The sequence below is a fragment of the Pseudarthrobacter sp. S6 genome (assembly GCF_050156575.1).
GTDB lineage: Bacteria > Actinomycetota > Actinomycetes > Actinomycetales > Micrococcaceae > Arthrobacter.
Genome location: NZ_CP189581.1, coordinates 1,571,334 through 1,588,236 on the forward strand (window position 1 = coordinate 1,571,334; position 16,903 = coordinate 1,588,236).

The following is a 16,903-nucleotide window of genomic DNA, read 5'->3' on the forward strand; positions in this document are numbered from 1 at the left end:
GGTGTGTTGCCTTTCTTCAATGAGATCTATACAAGGTTGCATTCAAAGCAACGCTGTTGCAACAGGCTATGCATGACCGGTGCCACAGTCAAGGTTCTATCCCTGATCCACCCGGAAGAATCAGAGTCCGGCTCAGGATAGAAAGTGATTGACGTAACACTGCAACCGTTCTAGAGTTGCATTCGACGCAACACTGTTGCATTCGCCTAGAAGTTTCTTGAACCGAAAGAGGCCGCCATGACGGGCACCCTGAACCACTCCCTGGCCAGCGTCGACGCTGACGTCGCACGCGCCATCGACCATGAGCTGGTCCGCCAGCAGTCCACGCTGGAAATGATCGCCTCGGAGAATTTCGCCCCGTCCGCCGTCATGGAGGCGCAGGGCTCGGTCCTGACCAACAAGTACGCCGAGGGCTACCCCGGCAAGCGCTACTACGGTGGCTGCGAGCACGTGGACGTCATCGAACAGCTCGCCATCGACCGGGTCAAGGCATTGTTCGGGGCGGAATTCGCCAACGTGCAGCCGCACTCCGGCGCCCAGGCCAACGCCGCGGCCATGTTCGCCCTGCTGGACCCGGGCGACACCATCATGGGTCTGAGCCTGGCCCACGGCGGCCACCTCACCCACGGCATGAAGATCAACTTCTCCGGCAAGCTCTACAACGTGGTCCCGTACCACGTGCGTGAAGAGGACCTCCGGGTGGATATGGCCGAGGTCGAGGCACTCGCCCTCGAACACCGCCCGAAGCTGATCGTCGCCGGCTGGTCCGCCTACTCCCGCCAGCTCGACTTCGCCGAGTTCCGTCGGATCGCGGACCTCGTGGACGCCTACCTGATGGTGGATATGGCCCACTTCGCCGGCCTGGTGGCTGCAGGGCTGCACCCGAATCCGGTGCCCTACGCCGACGTCGTCACCACCACCACGCACAAGACCCTCGGCGGCCCTCGCGGCGGCGTCATCCTCGCCAAGGAAAAGTACGCCCGCAAGATCAACAGCGCCGTGTTCCCCGGCCAGCAAGGCGGCCCGCTGGAGCACGTCATCGCTGCCAAGGCCGTGGCCTTCAAGCTCGCCGGCACCCCTGAATTCAAGGAACGCCAGGAACGCGTCCTGCAAGGATCGAAGCTTCTGGCCGAACGGCTGCTCCGTGAGGACGTTGCCGCGGCCGGCATCTCTGTGGTCAACGGCGGCACGGACGTTCACCTGGTCCTGGTGGACCTCCGCCACTCGGAATTGGACGGCCAGCAGGCCGAAGACGCGCTGCACCGGATCGGCATTACGGTGAACCGCAACGCCGTACCGTTCGATCCACGCCCGCCGATGGTGTCATCCGGACTCCGCATCGGCACACCAGCCCTGGCCACCCGGGGCTTTGGTGCCGTGGAGTTCGCCGAGGTTGCGGACATCATCGCGACGGCGCTCATCGCCGCTGCCAGCGCTGCATCGCTTAGCGAGGACACCGCCGTCGAGCTCCGCGCCCGGGTGAGGGCCTTGGCAGAACAATTCCCCCTTTACCCCCACCTCACCGCCGACGCCGCCTTGGCGGGCGTTGAGGCAGACATGATTGGAGCAGCCCAGTGAGCAACCAACAGCTCCCGGAGCACCCGGATTTCCTCTGGCGGAATCCGGAACCCAAGTCCTCCTACGACGCCGTGATTGTGGGCGGCGGCGGGCACGGCCTGGCTACCGCCTACTTTCTGGCCAAGAACCACGGGATGACCAACATCGCCGTCCTGGAAAAAGGCTGGCTGGCCGGCGGCAACATGGCCCGGAACACCACCATCATCCGTTCCAACTACCTCTGGGACGAGAGCGCGGCCATCTACGAGCACGCACTCAAGCTCTGGGAGATCCTGCCGGAGGAGCTCGAATACGACTTCCTGTTCAGCCAGCGCGGCGTGATGAACCTCGCCCACACCCTGGGTGACGTCCGTGAAAGCATGCGCCGGGTCGGAGCGAACAAGCTCAACGGCGTGGACGCGGAATGGCTGGATCCGCAGCAGGTCAAGGAACTCTGCCCCATCCTGAACATCAACGACAACATCCGTTACCCCGTGATGGGCGCCACGTACCAGCCCCGTGCGGGCATCGCCAAGCACGACCACGTGGCCTGGGCTTTCGCCCGCAAATGCGACGAACTCGGCGTGGACATCATCCAGAACTGCGAAGTCACCGGCTTCGTCAAGGACGGCAACCGCGTGGTGGGCGTCAAGACCAATCAAGGCACCATCAACACCGAAAAGGTGGGCCTGTGTGCTGCCGGGCACAGCTCGGTCCTGGCCGAAATGGCAGGCTTCCGGCTCCCCATCCAGTCGCACCCGCTGCAGGCGCTGGTCTCCGAACTGCACGAGCCGGTCCACCCCACCGTGGTCATGTCCAACCACGTGCACGTCTACGTCTCCCAGGCACACAAGGGCGAACTCGTCATGGGTGCCGGCGTGGACTCCTACAACGGCTACGGCCAGCGCGGCTCCTTCCACGTGATCGAGCACCAGATGGCTGCCGCCGTCGAACTCTTCCCCATCTTTGCCCGGGCACACGTGCTCCGGACGTGGGGCGGCATCGTGGACACCACCCTGGATGCCTCCCCCATCGGGGCAACACCCCGGTGGAGAACATGTTCGTGAACTGCGGCTGGGGCACCGGCGGCTTCAAGGGCACCCCGGCCGCAGGCCTCACCTTCGCGCACAACATCGCCACCGGGACCCCGCACAAGCTGAACAAGCCGTTTGCGCTGGAACGCTTCGAAACCGGCGCCCTGATCGATGAACACGGCGCAGCCGCCGTCGCCCACTAGCCGCCGTCCCCCAGAAAGAAGACGCACATGCTGCTCATCCCCTGCCCCAACTGCGGCTCGCGCGACGAGACCGAGTTCCACTACGGCGGCCAGGCCCACGTGGCCTACCCGGAAAACCCCACCGAGCTGAACGACCGCGAATGGGCCGAATTCCTGTTCTACCGGGACAACACCAAGGGCGCCTTCGCCGAACGCTGGCTGCACAGCACCGGCTGCCGCCAGTGGTTCAACATGCTCCGCGACACCGTCACCTACGACATCCAGGCCGTCTACCCGATGGGCACGCCCCGGCCAGCACCGGCCAACCCGGCCGTCCCGGACTCAGGCACTGCCAGCACCGCCGCTGACAGCACCACCACCGGTACCGCCGCGCCCAGCATCTCGGGCACCAGCATTGCCCCGGCCGATTCCGCCCCCAGCACCACTGCCCCGAAGGGAGCAACCAAGTGACTTCCCAGAACGCCCGCCTCGCCGCCGGCGGACGCATCGACCGCACCATGTCCTGGCGCTTCACCGTGGACGGCGAGGAATTCACCGGACACCCCGGCGACACCCTCGCCTCGGCCCTGCTCGCCAACGGCCGGATCGCCGCCGGAAACTCGCTTTACGAGGACCGGCCCCGCGGCATCATGTCCGCCGGGGTGGAGGAAGCCAACGCACTGGTCCGGGTCGAAGCACGGTTCCCGGGCCATGTGGCCGAATCCATGCTCCCCGCCACCACAATCACTCTGGTGGACGGCCTGAAAGCGGACCTGCTCAACGGTTTGGGCCGCTTGGACCCCGAGGAAGATCGGGCTGAATACGACAAGAAGTACGTCCACACCGACGTGCTGGTGATCGGCGGTGGCCCCGCCGGCCTGGCCGCGGCCCGCGAAGCGGTCCGCACCGGCGCCCGCGTGATGCTCATGGACGATCAGCCCGAACTGGGCGGATCCCTCCTGTCCGGATCCACTGCGTCCGGACTGGCCGAGGACATCGAAGGCAAACCCGCCCTGGAATGGGTCGCCGACGTGGAAGCCGAACTCGTCTCCGGAGCCGAAAGCACGGTCCTGAACCGCACCACGGCCTTTGGCGCCTACGATGCCAACTACGTCATCGCGGTCCAGAACCGCACCGACCACCTGTCCAGCCCGGCAGCGCCTGGTGTATCCCGGCAGCGGATTTGGCACGTGCGTGCCAAGCAGGTGGTGCTGGCTCCCGGCGCCCACGAACGGCCCCTGGTGTTTGAGAACAACGACCGCCCGGGCATCATGCTCGCCTCGGCCGTCCGCAGCTACCTCAACCGCTACGCCGTCGCCGCCGGGCAGCGCGTGGTCATCAGCACCACCAACGACAGCGCCTACGCCCTCGCCGCGGACCTCCGCGACGCCGGCGTGAAGGTTGCCGCCGTCGTCGACGCCCGCCCGCAGCTCACCGCCGTGGCAGGTGCCGCCGTCGAAGCCGGCACCCGGGTGCTGATCGGCAGCGCCGTTGCCAACACCGCATCCAGCCGTGCAGATGGCCGCGTTGCGGGCGTCACCGTCCGCAGCATCAACGACGACGGCGACCTCACCTCCGGCGTCGAAGAGATCGCCTGCGACCTGCTGGCAGTTTCCGGTGGTTGGAGCCCGCTGGTGCACCTGCACTCCCAGCGCCAGGGCAAGCTGCGCTGGGACGAGGACCTGGCCGCTTTCGTGCCGAGCACCGTGGTTCCCAACCAGCAGTCCATCGGCTCCGGCCGCGGCAGCTTCGAACTCCTTGACTGCGTCGACGAAGGCATCTCCGCCGGAGCCGCGGCAGCGATCGCGGCGGGCTTCGCCTCGGAAACCGAGCCGACCACTCTTGGCGAGCCGAAGGCCTCGGCCCCGACCCGCCAGCTGTGGCTGGTGCCCGGTCAGACCGGCGGCCCGGATGACTGGCACCACCACTTCGTGGACTTCCAGCGCGACCAGTCCGTGGCAGATGTCCTGCGGTCCACCGGCGCCGGCATGCGGTCCGTGGAGCACATCAAGCGCTACACCTCGATCAGCACCGCCAACGACCAGGGCAAGACCTCAGGGGTCAACGCGATCGGCGTTATCGCAGCGGCGCTGCGGACCGCCGGCGAAGCCTCCCGTGGCATCGGCGACATCGGCACCACCACCTACCGTGCACCGTTCACCCCGGTGGCGTTCTCGGCCCTCGCCGGACGCCAGCGCGGCGAACTCTTCGATCCCGCCCGCCTCACGTCGGTCCACCCGTGGCACGTCGGGCAGGGTGCCCTGTTCGAGGACGTTGGGCAGTGGAAGCGGCCCTGGTACTACCCTCAGGCCGGGGAAGATATGGACGCTGCCGTGCTCCGGGAGTGCGCCGCCGTCCGCGAATCCGTCGGTTTTATGGACGCCACCACCCTGGGCAAGATCGAAATCCGGGGCAAGGACGCCGGTGAGTTCCTCAACCGGATGTACACGAACGCGTTCAAAAAGCTCGCCCCGGGTTCCGCCCGCTACGGCGTGATGTGCATGGCGGACGGCATGATTTTCGACGACGGCGTGACCCTGCGCCTGGATGCGGACCGGTTCTTCATGACCACCACGACCGGCGGCGCCGCGAAGGTGCTGGACTGGCTGGAGGAATGGCTGCAGACCGAATGGCCTGAGCTGGACGTGCACTGCACCTCGGTGACCGAGCAGTGGTCCACCATTGCCGTCGTCGGGCCCAAATCCCGGGCGGTGCTCGCCAAGGTGGCGCCGGAACTGGCAGCAGACGGCGGACTCGAAGCAGATGCCTTCCCGTTCATGACATTCCGGGAAACCACACTGGCTTCCGGCGTCCAGGCACGGATCTGCCGGATCTCGTTCTCCGGCGAACTGGCCTACGAGATCAACGTGCCGTCCTGGTACGGGCTGAACACCTGGGAAGCGGTGGCCGCAGCCGGGGCTGAATTCAACATCACCCCCTACGGCACCGAAACAATGCACGTGCTCCGCGCAGAGAAGGGTTACCCGATCGTTGGCCAGGACACCGACGGTACGGTCACCCCGCAGGACGCGGGGATGGAATGGGTGGTCTCGAAGGCCAAGGACTTCATCGGCAAACGCTCCTACGCCAGGACCGACGCCCAGCGCGCGGACCGCAAGCACCTGGTCAGCGTCCTGCCCGTGGACGGAACGCTGAGGCTGCCCGAAGGCACCCAGCTTGTGGAAAAGGGCATCGCCACGAACCCCGCCTACGGCCCGGTCCCCATGGAGGGGTTCGTGACCTCGAGCTACCACAGCGCCGCTCTGGGCAGGTCCTTCGCGCTGGCCCTGATCAAGAATGGCCGCAACCGCATCGGCGAGACCCTGGTGGCCGCAGCCGGCGACCAGTTCGTTGACGTTGTTGTGGCAGAAACCGTACTTTTTGACCCCGAAGGGACCCGCAAAGATGGCTAACACAGCAGCACTCGACGGCATCAATGGACTCCGCGACATCCGCCGCAGCCCTGCCTCACACCTGGCCGCGGCAATGGATGCCGGCTCCATCCAGGGAACGGTGGTCCTGAAAGAAGGCCTGTTCCAGACCATGGCCGGCGTCCGGGTGGATCCCCGCTCCGAAGAAGGCTCACGGATCGCCGCCGTCACCGGCGGCCTGCCGGCACGCTGCGGCGACGTGGGCGGCACGGACCGCGTCACCGTTCTTTGGCTGGGACCGTCCGAGTTCCTGGTGGTGGCACCGGAAGAAGCCCACGATTCCCTGGGCGGTGACCTCATCGGCTCCCTCGTGGCCGCGCTGGGCGACGCACCGGGCCAGGTTGTGGACCTCTCCGCCAACCGCACCACGTTCGAGCTCTCCGGTCCGCGTGCCCGGGCCGTCCTGGAAAAGGGCTGCGCCCTGGACCTGCACCCCCGCAGCTTCACCACGGGTGCAGCCCTGTCCACCGAGGTAGGCAATATCCCGGTGGTCCTGCAGAAGACCGGGGAGGAAAGCTACCGGATCTTCCCCCGGGCCTCGTTCGCGGAGTTCCTGGGCCGTTGGCTCCTGGACGCAATGAGGGAGTTCGCTTCCCCCGAGGTGCCCTGATGGCGCTTAGCGCCCTGGACCTGTTTTCCGTTGGCATCGGGCCGTCGTCCTCACACACGGTCGGCCCGATGCGGGCGGCAAAACTGTTCGCTGACGGGCTTAAGAGCGGTGGGCTCTTGAGCTCAACCACCCGGGTCCGGGCCGAACTGTTCGGCTCCCTTGGTGCCACCGGGCGGGGCCACGGCTCCGACAAGGCGGTGGTACTGGGCCTGCAGGGCCTGGACCCGGAGACGGTGGATACCGCCACCGCCGACGACCAGGTGGCCGCAGCCGCCCTCGACGCCGAACTTATGATCTGCGGAGATCACCGGGTGGACTTCAACTGGGACGAGGACGTAGTACTGCACCGCCGCAAGTCCCTCCCCGCCCACCCCAACGGCATGACCTTCCGGGCCCTGGACCACACCGAGACCGTCCTTAGCGAACGAAGCTTCTACTCCATCGGCGGCGGCTTTGTCGTGGACGGCGACGCCGATTCCGGCGACAGGGTGGTGGCCGATGACACCGCCCTGCCATACCCGTTCACCAGCGCCGACGAACTCCTGGCGATCTGCAAGCGCGAGGGCATGTCCATCTCCGACGTGATGCTCGCCAACGAACTCACCTGGCGCAGCGAAGCGGAGCTCCGCGAGAAGCTGCTGGCACTCTGGGCCGTGATGCGCGAGTGCGTGGACAACGGCTGCGCCGCGGAAGGAATCCTTCCCGGCGGGCTCAACGTCAGGCGGCGCGCGCCGTCGTTATTCAAGACCCTGACCGCGGATACGGGCGTCACCGATCCCCTCCGGGCGATGGAATGGGTCAACCTGTTCGCCCTCGCCGTCAACGAAGAAAACGCCGCGGGCGGGCGGATTGTCACCGCTCCCACCAACGGCGCGGCCGGCATCGTGCCTGCCGTCCTGCACTACTACGTCAAGTTTGTTCCGGGGGCCGACGAGGACGGTGTGGTCCGCTTCCTCCTCGCGGCAGCCGCCGTCGGGATTCTTTTCAAGATCAACGCCTCCATCTCCGGCGCCGAAGTCGGCTGCCAGGGCGAAGTGGGCTCTGCCTGCTCCATGGCGGCCGCGGGCCTGTGCGAGGTCCTCGGCGGCACCCCCGAACAAGTGGAAAACGCCGCCGAAGTGGGGATCGAGCACAACCTCGGGCTGACCTGCGACCCCGTGGGCGGCCTGGTGCAGATCCCCTGCATCGAGCGGAACGCCATCGCCAGCGTCAAGGCGATCAACGCCGCGCGGCTGTCCCTTCACGGGGACGGCAGCCACAAAGTGTCCTTGGACAAGGCCATCAAAACCATGCGTGAGACAGGAGCGGACATGAAAACCAAATACAAGGAGACCTCCCGCGGAGGTCTCGCCGTCAACGTGATCGAGTGCTGAGCCATGACCGACATCCAGACTGAAACACGCCCGTTACCGGTCACCACCGTGGAACACGTCCTGACGCTGGACTGCCCCGAGACGCCGGGCATCGTCCACGCCGTCTCAGGTTTCCTGCTGGAGCATGGCTGCGACATCGTGGACAGCAAGCAGTTCGGCGAACGGTCGGAGGCGCACTTCTTTATGCGCGTGCACTTCGCGTCCGACGGCGATGCCTCCACCGCTGAGGCGTTGCGGGCCGCTTTTGGCCCGGTGGCGGAGCGGTTCGGGATGAGTTGGCGGCTGGAGCGGCACGGCGCCAAGCGCCGCGTGCTGATCATGGTGTCCAAGTTCGGCCACTGCCTCAACGACCTGCTGTTCCGCGCCAGAACCGGCGAGCTTCCCGTGGAGATCGCCGCTGTGGTCTCAACCACACACGGACCACCAGACGCTGGTGGAATGGCACGGCATTCCGTTCTTCCACGTGCCCGTCACCGCCGACACCAAGCCCGCCGCCGAGGCCCGGCTGCTGGAACTGGTGGACGAATTCGACGTGGAACTGGTGGTGCTGGCCCGCTACATGCAGGTGCTCAGCGACGAACTCACGCGCAAGCTCGACGGGCGCGCCATCAACATCCACCACTCGTTCCTGCCCAGCTTCAAGGGCGCCAAGCCGTATCACCAGGCGTACGCGCGCGGTGTGAAGACCGTGGGGGCCACCGCCCACTACGTCAACGCCGAGCTCGATGAAGGTCCGATCATCTCCCAGCAGACCGTTGAGGTAGACCACACCTACGGCCCCGAGGACCTGGTCGCTGCCGGCCGGGACACCGAGTGCAAGGCACTCAGCAACGCCGTGCGCTGGCACTGCGAAGGCCGCGTGATCCTGCAAGGTAACAGGACCGTCGTACTGCGCTGATAGCTGTCCGGCCAGAAGCACGGCCGAAGCTGTGTCACGAGGGCGCATGTCACGTCCCATAAAAAACGAAAGAGACAGCCAATGAATCAGGCATTTCCCACGATAACGGGCAGCAACCGCGTCAAGCGGGGCATGGCGGAGATGCTCAAAGGCGGCGTCATCATGGACGTCGTCAACGTTGAACAGGCCCGCATCGCCGAAGACGCCGGTGCCGTTGCAGTCATGGCCCTGGAACGTGTTCCGGCCGATATCCGTGCCCAGGGCGGCGTGTCCCGCATGTCGGACCCGGACATGATCGACAAGATCATCGACGCCGTCTCCGTGCCGGTCATGGCCAAGGCCCGGATCGGCCACTTCGTGGAGGCCCAGGTCCTGCAGTCCCTCGGCGTGGACTACATTGACGAGTCCGAGGTCCTGACCCCGGCCGACTACGTCCACCACATCGATAAGTGGAACTTCAAGGTTCCCTTCGTCTGTGGCGCCACGAACCTCGGTGAGGCGCTGCGCCGCATCAACGAAGGCGCGGCCATGATCCGCTCCAAGGGCGAGGCCGGCACCGGCGATGTCTCCAACGCCACCGGGCACATGCGCCAGATCCGCGCCGAGATCGCCAAGCTCGCGGCCTTGCCCGAGGACGAGCTCTACGTCGCGGCCAAGGAACTGCAGGCCCCGTACGAGCTGGTCAAGGAAGTTGCCGCTGCCGGCAAGCTCCCCGTGGTGCTGTTCACCGCCGGCGGCATTGCCACCCCGGCCGACGCCGCGATGATGATGCAGCTCGGCGCTGACGGTGTGTTTGTCGGTTCCGGTATCTTCAAGTCCGGCAACCCGGCCCAGCGTGCCGCTGCCGTGGTCAAGGCCACCACATTCTTCGATGACCCGGACGTCATCGCCAAGGCCTCCCGCGGCCTCGGCGAGGCCATGGTGGGCATCAACGTCGCTGACATCCCGCAGCCGCACCGCCTCGCCGAGCGCGGCTGGTAGGACTCTTCGCCGCCGAGCGTCAAGGAGAACCATGACAGCAAGCGCGGAAAAGATGGACAGAATAAGCGCCGGGAACAGCCCGAGGTTAAGTAGGAAACCTGTTCCGGTGAACCGGACAGCCACAACTTTCCCTACTGCATCGGCCGAAACGGACAAGGAACCTCCGCAGAAGGTTCCTGGCCGTGGCCCCCGGTAAAGGCACCGGTCAACCCTGCCCAACCGCCGTCACGACCCAAAGTCCAATCATTACCGCAGAAGACCGATCACAGTCTCGATGAGGAGTAAAACACCATGCAGCAACTCGCGCACCGGCTCGAACGTCTGGGCACCGAAACCGCCTTCAGCGTCGCCCAAGCCGCGGCCGGATGGAAGGCGAAGGGGAACCCTGTGTACCCCTTCCATCTCGGCGACATTAACATCCCAACGGCCCCGCATATCGTAGAAGCGATGAACCGGGCCATCGTCGACGGCTATACCGGTTATTGCCCCGGCCCTGGCATCCCCCAGTTGCGCGAAGCCCTCGCCGAGGACATCGGAGCCCGCCGGGGTATCGAGTTCACCCCGGACAACGTCGTGGTGATGACCGGCGGCAAGCCCGTTATCACCAAGTTCCTGCAGGCGGTCATGAACCCCGGCCAGGAAGTGCTCTATCCCAACCCCGGCTTCCCAATCTACGAATCACAGATCGAGTACCTCGGCGGCACGGCCGTGCCTTACCGTTACCTGCCCACGAGCCAGGGCTTCGCGATCGACCTCGACCAGGTGCGCGCATCGATCACCCCGAACACTGTCGCAATCATCTACAACGACCTGCAGAACCCAATCTCGGCCGAGTCGACGGCGGCCGAGCGGGAGGCAATCGCACAGCTCGCGCAGGAGCACGACCTCTGGGTACTCTCCGATGAGGCGTACTTCGAAACGCGCTATGAGGGTGTCTCGAACTCGATCGCGTCGCTTCCCGGCATGGCGGAGCGCACAGTAATCCTCTACACCTTCAGCAAGAAGTTCGCCATGACCGGATCCCGCCTCGGCTGCGCCGTCGCCCCGCTCGAGATCGCCAAAATCCTCAGCACACTCAACACCAACGACGAGTCGTGCACAACGCACTACGTGCAATGGGCCGGCATTGAAGCACTCCGCGGAACCCAGCAACCCGTACAGCAGATGCTCGACATCCTGCGCGGGCGCCGGGATGCCGCATGCGAACTCGTGAACGACATCTCCGGCATGCACGTCGCCGTGCCGCAGTCGACCTTCTACCTGTTCCCCGACGTCACCGAGGTCATGGAGCGCATGGGTTACACGGCAGTCGGCGATTTCGCCTCCGCAGCCCTGTACGAAACCGGTGTCTCCTTCTGCACACGTGAACACTTCGGCCGCCGCCAGCCCGGCGAAGACCGCCAGTACATTCGCCTCGCCTACTCGGGTATCGACGTCGCCGATATCCACGACGGCCTCGGCCGCCTGCGCAAGTGGATCGAGACGGCATGAGCCGGGTCGTCGTCACGGGACGTGTACCCGAAACCGCACTCGAGAAGCTGCGTGCAGAACACGAAGTCGATGCCTGGGCGGGTCCGGAAGCGATTGGCCGCGAGGAGCTCCTGCGCCGGGTAACCGGGGCCGATGCCGTGGTGAGCCTGCTCACCGAACGCATCGACGCCGCGCTGCTCGACGCCGCCGGCCCGCAGCTCAAGATCGTCGCGAACGTCGCCGTCGGCTATGACAACATCGACGTGCCCGCTTGCACCGAGCGGGGCGTCGTCGCCACCAACACACCCGGCGTGCTCACGGAGGCCACGGCCGACATCGCGCTCGGCCTCATCCTCTCAGCAACCCGCAGGCTCGGCGAGGGCGAACGGCTCATCCGCTCCGGCAAAGACTGGAAGTGGGGCATGTTCTTCCTGCTCGGCAGCAGCCTGCAAGGCAAGACCCTCGGCATCGTCGGCATGGGCGGCATCGGCCAGGCGACCGCACGCCGGGCCAAGGCCTTCGGCATGGAAATCGTCTACCAGTCACGAAGTGAGATCGACCCCGCGCTTGCCGACGAGCTGGGCGCCCAGCGGGTCGAGCTCGATGAGTTGCTGGCCATATCCGACATCGTCTCCTTGCACTGCCCCTACGGACCGGCCACCCACCACCTGATCGGCGCCGGGCAACTCGCAGCCATGAAGGACACGGCATACCTCATCAACACCGCGCGGGGACCGATCATCGACGAAGCAGCCCTCGCTTCTGCCCTTCGCGAGGGGCAGATCGCCGGCGCCGGGCTGGACGTTTTTGAAAACGAACCCAACGTGCACCCCGGATTAGTCGAGCTCGAGAACGTGGTGCTCGTGCCGCACCTTGGCTCCGCCACCGTCGAGACCCGAACCGCGATGGCGATGCTCGCCGCCGACAACACCCTTGCAGTGCTCAGCGGCGAACGAGCGCCCACCCCGATCAATTAAAAGCACCTGGCGTCCACCGAGCGAGGCGACAACATGAACGAGTACGAGCCCGTCGCGAAGGCATGGGGCTCGTACTCGTTCATGTTCTTCACGAGCGAAGGAATTGTCGGGCGAGTTTCAGGGACCAATTGCGTGATTCTCTCCCCTAAGGAGCGACCAAATGGAACACCGATAACAAGCCTTCCGTCAAGCTTGCGGCCACTGAGCTGCCGCGAGGATTTCGGACAGCGGAATTGATGGTTTCTTCTACGCTGCCAGGGCTGGCTGTTGATAACCATAGTGGACTTCGTTGGGCCGTCGGTAACCGAGCGCGGAGTGTCGGCGCCGACTGTTGTAAAACCCCTCGATGTAGCGAATGACGTCGCTGCGTGCTTGTGATTTGGACGCGTAAACGGTCCGGTAGACGCGCTCGTTCTTGAGCATCGAGAAGAACGATTCGGCCATGCTGTTGTCCCAGCACACGCCCGTGCGTCCCATCGATGAGCGCATGCCAAGGCCGGTCACCACGGCCCGAAACCCGGCCGAAGTATACACGCTGCCGCGGTCGGAATTAAGCCGAATTCGGTTTAATTCGGATTATGCCGAGAAAAACGTTAAGCCGAGGTTGGGGAGTTTGCCCTTGTGGTTCGGGGGTCGGCGCGCTGTTTCTCGGCTTAAGGTTTCGTGCTATTTCAGTGTGTAGAGCAGTTGAAGTTCGTCGTCACTGAGCATCTCGGTGCTCATGGCGCTGATTGCCGGGTTGGCGGCATTCATTGCTGTCCGCATCATGTCAAGGGTGGCGAAGGCATAGAACGCCGAGGTGGTGTTCATGCTTTCGTGTCCGAGCAGTTGCATGATGATCGGTAACGGTATGCCTTGCTTGTAGAGGTCCATGGCCTTGGTCTTCCGCAGCATGTGGCAGTGGAGGTTGCCCGGGATCGAAGTGCACCGTTCGCGGGCGATGTCCCCGGCTTTCTTGAGCACCGCAGCGACGGTGTCGCTGGAAAGGGCAGTTGGTTGACCGCGGTGGAAGCTATAGAACAGGGGCCGCGTCGCGGGCCGGTTTGCGCGTTGGGGGTGGAACTCGTCGAGATAGACCTTCAGGTGTTCAACCGTCTTTTCTCCGAGGGGGACGACGCGGCTCTTATCCCGTTTGCCCGTGAGGGTCAGGTGGGCCGGTCTTGCCAGTGCCAGGTCATCAATGGTTAGCGCTTCCCAGATCCGGTTGAACGTGACCCCGATCGAGACCGGTGGGACCGGGGCTGCGGTCGAGGAGACGAAGAACCTCGGACGCTGTTGCCCGAATCTCTTGCGGGATATCCGGTCGCAGTCGGCGAGAATATCGATGATCTGGCCGGTGATTGGCAGGCGCCGGCTTCTGTTGCCCTTGGACCACAACACATCGATTTCCCCCTTATCGAGGTCAACATCCCGGGGTTGCAGCCTGCGGGTTTCGCAGGTCCGAAGCCCGCACGAATGCATCAGTCCAAAAAAGGCGACGGACTGCCATTTCCACGGCGAAGTGGTCTCCAGCCCGGTAGCGGATCGGAAGAACAACGAGATTTCCTCGCGGCTCAACAAGTAGGGCTGAGAGCGGAAGAACCCGCTCTTCCAGGACTCGGCAAGCACATACGCTTCCGGGTTGCCGTGGGTCCGCATCCAACGGCCAAAATCCCTGATGTATGACATCCAGGACGGGCTGGACCCCGGCTGGGACGACTTCTTGAGCATGACCCAACCCTCGATGGCCTGCTGGTCAAAAGACGCCACCTCGTGTTCCTTGCAGTAGGTGTCGAAGCTGCGCAGATACCAGATTCGCGAATCGCCGTAGCAGCCCATGCTTTGCTTGAAGGCAAGATACCGCGTCAGTTCCCGGGCGAACACGCTGGTGAACTCATACGTGTTCATCGCCCTGCCCCTTCCGGCAGCGGAAGGACACACGAGCGCAATCGTTCGGTATCCGCACTCAGATACACATTGGTCGAGTCACTGTGGGCATGACCGAGAATCGCCGAGATCGTCGGCAACGCGGTGCCCGCCCGCAACAGCCTGGACGCCGCGTTGTAGCGAAGGACACGCGTTCCAACCTTCACATCTTCCACCCCGGACGCACGAAAGACCTTGTTGACGATCACGTAAATCGCCGCATGGTCAGCCAAGGCAACATGCGGGGCCTTCAGCCTCAAGAACACCTCTTCCTCATCGGAGACCGGCCGCTCCTCAAGCACGTAGTGCGCAAGCTTGGCCAGAACCAGTGGCGGTAACGGCAGGGTCAACGGGTTGCCGGTCTTTTGCTGCACGAGCCCTATCGTGCCGCCCCGCCAGTCAATGTCCGCCAGCCGCAGGCTGCGGATATCGCACGCGCGCAGGCCGGTGGCCAGCGAGAGCAAGGTAATCGCCGCGTCCCGTGAGGACACCAACCCTTGACAGCAGCCGTCAACAACTTGTCCTTCAACTCCGGCATCGAGCAAGGGAACAATCTCGTGGTGGCGCCTGGCCCGTGCCAGGGCCAGGGCATCGAGCAGATCCGTGCGGGAGGTGAATTTCAGGAACGGGCGGAAGCTGGCCACCGCCGACCACATGCTCGACTCAGCCCACCGGATTCGAAGGGACTCGAGAAATCCCAGAACGCTGTACCCGTCGGCGTCAGCCCACCAGGAAATCCCGCCGGCCTCCAAGAAGATCAGATACTCGCAGGCCAATCCACGGAAACAGTCTTGCGTGGAACGAGCGAGGCCACGCTGCTCCATGTCCTGGGACCATGCAGCCAGTAACTTGGAGAATTCCGGGCTGCTGGGTTTTTCCTTCTGCCTCCCTCGGGGTCTCATGGAAAGATCCACGGCGCCGGTATGCAGGTACGAGTCAAATAACCACACCAACCGGCCGTAATCGGTATGGCGCTGGGCGCTGTACCGCCCGGTCCGCGGGCTCGTCGTCATCGAGGCGAATTCCGCACCCAACTCGCTTGTGTAGACGAAATCCTGTTTCTTGGCCAGAAACCCCAGCCACTTGATGGACTTGCGAAACTGGCCGATCGTGGACTGCATATAGCCGGCGTCCTCCAACGCGGCCACAACGACATCTCCGATAGCCGTGACTGTCGTATCCATTGCCTTGTCCTTCCGCTGGGAGCATGGATACAAGACAAGTTAGGCGGAAACATTAAGCCGAGGAACAGGCACGCAACCCCCGAACCACAAGGGCAAACTCCCCAAGCTCGGCTTAACGATTTTCTCGGCATAATCGGAATTAAGCCGAATGCGGTTTAATTCGGACCGCGGCAGCGTGTATACCTCGGCCGGGTTTCGGGCCGTGGTGACCGGCCTTGGCATGCGCTCATCGATGGGACGCACGGGCGTGTGCTGGGGCAACAGCATGGCCGAATCGTTCTTCTCGATGCTCAAGAACGAGCGCGTCTACCGGACCGTTTACGCGTCCAAATCACAAGCACGCAGCGACGTCATTCGCTACATCGAGGGGTTTTACAACAGTCGGCGCCGACACTCCGCGCTCGGTTACCGACGGCCCAACGAAGTCCACTATGGTTATCAACAGCCAGCCCTGGCAGCGTAGAAGAAACCATCAATTCCGCTGTCCGAAATCCTCGCGGCAGCTCAATGCTGCTGCTGCGGACGCGAGTATCTTTTCTCCCAGGAAGCCATAGAAGCTACCTTTTGCCGTAAACCCTACGGCCGCTGCTTTGTCTCGAACAGAGGGCCAACTACGCTGTCTGGAGCTGAATCTGGAAGTTGCAAGACTCGACATCATCTGAAGGACCGCCTTCAAGAAGGCTCCGTCGTCACTCGCGATAATCCCGCTCAGGGTTCCCCCTCAGGGACAAGTAGTGGCCGTGCAGAAAAGTACGGACATTCCGTGCAATCGCCTTGTAGTACATGACAAGCGGCGGAACCGCTGCGAGTCAGCGATTCTCATAACTATGTGTCGAAACCCAGTGGTTGCGTGGTTGCATCCCGGTCCTGACCTTTAGAAACGGGACACTTTGAGCGGGGGCGCAACTACTCAAATCGGACACGCGCGAGTATCGAAGCAAGCGCTTGCGCTGGCGAGCTGTTCTGGCTCGTGTCCGTCACACGTTTACCCCACGGAAATAATGAAAAGCGTTGACATGTCAGGGGTTGTCCCTCGGCCGAAAAATGCCTAAATTCCGCGGAATAGCGACACAACGCAGGCCCTTGGCAACCAATGAAATACACTGTCCTCTGAGAAGAGGTCAGGAGTTCGAATCTCCTTAGCTCCACAAAGAAAGCCTTCTGACCTGCGGAAACGTTGGGACGGAGGGCTCTTTTCTCAGCCAGTTCTGAACCCACTCCACGAAAACCCCACGTTTTGCGACGAATAGCCTCGGCTAATCACGCGGTTTCGTCGACTTTGCCAAGCCTGATCTCTGACT

General features: G+C 64.0%; 10 protein-coding genes and 4 pseudogenes. 11 read left to right on the forward strand and 3 right to left on the reverse strand.

The window, feature by feature from the left end; translation table 11 throughout:
- The first annotated feature begins 237 nt into the window (after window positions 1–237).
- The 10 genes and pseudogenes from glyA (at window position 238) to ACQCS0_RS07685 (ending at window position 12,513) form a co-directional block, all read left to right on the forward strand.
- Window positions 238–1,578 (forward strand): serine hydroxymethyltransferase, encoded by a 1,341-nt coding sequence (gene glyA / locus ACQCS0_RS07640; protein ID WP_426940171.1) that lies wholly within the window; start codon window positions 238–240, stop codon window positions 1,576–1,578.
- Window positions 1,575–2,794 (forward strand): annotated as a pseudogene (locus tag ACQCS0_RS07645) (sarcosine oxidase subunit beta family protein). The gene glyA and the pseudogene ACQCS0_RS07645 overlap by 4 nt, the downstream one beginning before the upstream one ends.
- Window positions 2,795–2,821: 27 nt before the next feature.
- Window positions 2,822–3,244: a sarcosine oxidase subunit delta gene (locus tag ACQCS0_RS07650; protein WP_354156511.1), complete on the forward strand. Its 423-nt coding sequence runs from the start codon at window positions 2,822–2,824 to the stop codon at window positions 3,242–3,244.
- The gene (locus tag ACQCS0_RS07655) at window positions 3,241–6,186 is read left to right on the forward strand and encodes a sarcosine oxidase subunit alpha family protein (protein WP_426940172.1); all 2,946 of its coding nucleotides are present in this window, start codon (window positions 3,241–3,243) and stop codon (window positions 6,184–6,186) included. The genes ACQCS0_RS07650 and ACQCS0_RS07655 overlap by 4 nt, the downstream gene beginning before the upstream one ends.
- Entirely contained in the window at window positions 6,179–6,814 is a 636-nt protein-coding gene (locus ACQCS0_RS07660) for a sarcosine oxidase subunit gamma (protein WP_282331799.1), read from the forward strand. The genes ACQCS0_RS07655 and ACQCS0_RS07660 overlap by 8 nt, the downstream gene beginning before the upstream one ends.
- On the forward strand, window positions 6,814–8,187 hold the full coding sequence (locus ACQCS0_RS07665) for an L-serine ammonia-lyase (RefSeq protein ID WP_354166692.1): 1,374 nt from the start codon (window positions 6,814–6,816) through the stop codon (window positions 8,185–8,187). Before ACQCS0_RS07660 ends, ACQCS0_RS07665 begins: the two co-directional genes overlap by 1 nt.
- Window positions 8,188–8,190: 3 nt before the next feature.
- Window positions 8,191–9,085: pseudogene (gene purU / locus ACQCS0_RS07670) on the forward strand (formyltetrahydrofolate deformylase).
- Window positions 9,086–9,166: 81 nt separating this feature from the next.
- Window positions 9,167–10,066 carry a pyridoxal 5'-phosphate synthase lyase subunit PdxS gene (pdxS, locus tag ACQCS0_RS07675; protein WP_426940173.1) on the forward strand — a complete coding sequence of 300 codons (900 nt, stop codon included), beginning with the start codon at window positions 9,167–9,169 and terminating at the stop codon, window positions 10,064–10,066.
- 291 nt (window positions 10,067–10,357) lie between these two features.
- Window positions 10,358–11,557: an aminotransferase class I/II-fold pyridoxal phosphate-dependent enzyme gene (locus tag ACQCS0_RS07680; RefSeq protein ID WP_354163024.1), complete on the forward strand. Its 1,200-nt coding sequence runs from the start codon at window positions 10,358–10,360 to the stop codon at window positions 11,555–11,557.
- Window positions 11,554–12,513, forward strand: a complete 960-nt coding sequence (locus ACQCS0_RS07685; RefSeq protein WP_354156028.1) for a D-glycerate dehydrogenase — start codon at window positions 11,554–11,556, stop codon at window positions 12,511–12,513. Before ACQCS0_RS07680 ends, ACQCS0_RS07685 begins: the two co-directional genes overlap by 4 nt.
- A gap of 246 nt (window positions 12,514–12,759) precedes the next feature.
- Here ACQCS0_RS07685 and ACQCS0_RS07690 read toward each other — a convergent pair.
- From ACQCS0_RS07690 to ACQCS0_RS07700, 3 genes and pseudogenes are all read right to left on the reverse strand, one after another.
- Window positions 12,760–13,065, reverse strand: a pseudogene (locus ACQCS0_RS07690) (integrase core domain-containing protein); the annotation flags it as partial.
- Between the two features lie 114 nt (window positions 13,066–13,179).
- Window positions 13,180–14,400: a tyrosine-type recombinase/integrase gene (locus ACQCS0_RS07695; protein WP_354156027.1), complete on the reverse strand. Its 1,221-nt coding sequence runs from the start codon at window positions 14,398–14,400 to the stop codon at window positions 13,180–13,182.
- Entirely contained in the window at window positions 14,397–15,602 is a 1,206-nt protein-coding gene (locus ACQCS0_RS07700) for a tyrosine-type recombinase/integrase (protein WP_354156026.1), read from the reverse strand. The genes ACQCS0_RS07695 and ACQCS0_RS07700 overlap by 4 nt, the downstream gene beginning before the upstream one ends.
- A 138-nt stretch (window positions 15,603–15,740) precedes the next feature.
- Between ACQCS0_RS07700 and ACQCS0_RS07705 the strand changes: the two are divergent.
- A pseudogene (locus ACQCS0_RS07705) lies at window positions 15,741–16,065 on the forward strand (integrase core domain-containing protein); the annotation flags it as partial.
- Between the last annotated feature and the right edge of the window lie 838 nt (window positions 16,066–16,903).